General features: G+C 43.3%; 4 protein-coding genes. 1 reads left to right on the forward strand and 3 read right to left on the reverse strand.

What is annotated here, in order from left to right; genetic code table 11:
* From R7E42_RS24055 to R7E42_RS24065, 3 genes are all read right to left on the reverse strand, one after another.
* Positions 1-176: PhzF family phenazine biosynthesis protein (locus tag R7E42_RS24055; RefSeq protein WP_318073094.1), on the reverse strand; the 176-nt coding region annotated here is incomplete at its 3' end.
* A gap of 94 nt (positions 177-270) precedes the next feature.
* Complete coding sequence (locus R7E42_RS24060) at positions 271-648, reverse strand: carboxymuconolactone decarboxylase family protein (protein WP_318073092.1); 378 nt, start codon at positions 646-648, stop codon at positions 271-273.
* Positions 649-706: 58 nt separating this feature from the next.
* Positions 707-1063: a MerR family transcriptional regulator gene (locus tag R7E42_RS24065; RefSeq protein ID WP_023623662.1), complete on the reverse strand. Its 357-nt coding sequence runs from the start codon at positions 1061-1063 to the stop codon at positions 707-709.
* A 234-nt stretch (positions 1064-1297) separates the two neighbouring features.
* Between R7E42_RS24065 and R7E42_RS24070 the strand changes: the two genes are divergently transcribed.
* The coding region (locus R7E42_RS24070; RefSeq protein ID WP_318073093.1) for a twin-arginine translocation signal domain-containing protein at positions 1298-1536 on the forward strand (239 nt) is incomplete at its 3' end.

A 1536-nucleotide genomic window follows, 5' to 3' on the forward strand; every position in this document is an offset into this window, starting at 1 on the left:
CGAATGTGGTAGTCACTGCCAGACTGAACCACAAATGATGTGACAGGTTGAGCGACCTGATGAGTGATTTGAAGTAACTCAGAATCACTCAGCCAGTGATTTAGTTCGACAACGCCACAAGGGTTACCTTGAGCCAACTCATCACAAAATACATCATATATTTGCGCTTTAATCATCCACCATCCTTGCGGTTTAATAACGCGTTAAAAAATATAAAAATAAAAGCGTTAGAGACTCCTAACGCTCACTTTCAATGTTGCTTGCAGGCAGCTAAACCTGCCTTTCCGAGAGTACTTCTTTAAAGGCAAACATGCCATTTAATGCAGCTGGAAATCCTGCGTAAACAGACATTTGTATGATCACTTCTTTGATCTCTTCTTCCGTGCAACCAACATTTAGCGCAGCGTGTAAATGCACTTTAAGCTGTGGAGTACAGTTCCCCATCGCCGTCAATGCGGACACCGTAGCGATCTCTCGCGATTTTAGATCTAGCCCTTCACGGGTGTAGATGTCGCCAAACGGGTACTCAATCGTGAACTTTGCTAAATCAGGGCAAATGTCGTTCAGGCTTTCGATAACTTTTTGGCCAGCCTCTCCATCGATTTTTGATGACTGTTCTAGCCCTGTTTGAAATCGCGTATTTTCCATTTTGTGTGCTCCTTTGAGTGAATACCCGCACACCTTACAAGTTAGAGTGAACTCTAAGTCAACGTACTTTTCCGCTTTTATACAGATTTATTTTTTCTTCTAATCGTTTCAGATGCTCATTTTGTTGTCGGATATGTTCGATTAAGTTATCTCGATGAACTTCCAAAAGCTTTTGTCTGTCAGCAGTCGTTTGCGAGCCAATCTCCCTCAATGAAGCATATTCTTGAATCTCTTCTAACGGCATTCCCGTCTCTTTCAGCCGCTTGATGAAGTTGACCCAATCAATATCTCGATGGGTGTAGACACGGTGCCCACTGCTATTTCGGTGGACATGTTTCAGTAAGCCAATTTTTTCATAGTATCGAAGCGTGTAAGACGACAACCCAACTGCGCTGGAAAACTCTTTCATATTCATTATTTTTACCTAGGATTATCCCTTCCTGTGACCACAAGCAATGTAACCACACTATGGATAACCTTTGCAAAGCAAGCAGTCTAGTTTCTTACCGATGTTGTTAAGACTATAAATAGTCGTCTACTTTTATTGATGTAAACCCTTTAGTAAGGCAACTGTAGAGATCGGCGATACGAACTAAGGGACAAGAATGACGTAGCAGTTCTTGGGCGTGTGCCGACAAAGGAACACATCATGAGTGAGAACGAGAAAAACAAACCGCAAGGGATCTATAAATATTATGAAAACAATCCCAAATCTGCGGATGAAAAAGTCTTTGGACGAGTCAGCTACCCAGACAGGCGCGGTTTTCTAAAAGGCGCTGGTTTAGCGACCATGGCCGCCGCGCTTGGTGGATTTATCCCATTCCATCGCAATATGCCGGCTGGCATCATCCCCGCAGCTTTTGCTGAGGGTCTTGATGACGTTATGAT

The sequence above is a fragment of the Vibrio sp. Vb1337 genome, from assembly GCF_033338715.1.
GTDB classification, from domain to species: domain Bacteria; phylum Pseudomonadota; class Gammaproteobacteria; order Enterobacterales; family Vibrionaceae; genus Vibrio; species Vibrio alginolyticus.

Coding starts and splice junctions, on each gene's coding strand:
- R7E42_RS24060 (WP_318073092.1), bottom strand. CDS start 648: ATGGAAAATACGCGATTTCAAACAGGGCTAGAACAGTCATCAAAAATC.
- R7E42_RS24065 (WP_023623662.1), bottom strand. CDS start 1,063: ATGAATATGAAAGAGTTTTCCAGCGCAGTTGGGTTGTCGTCTTACACG.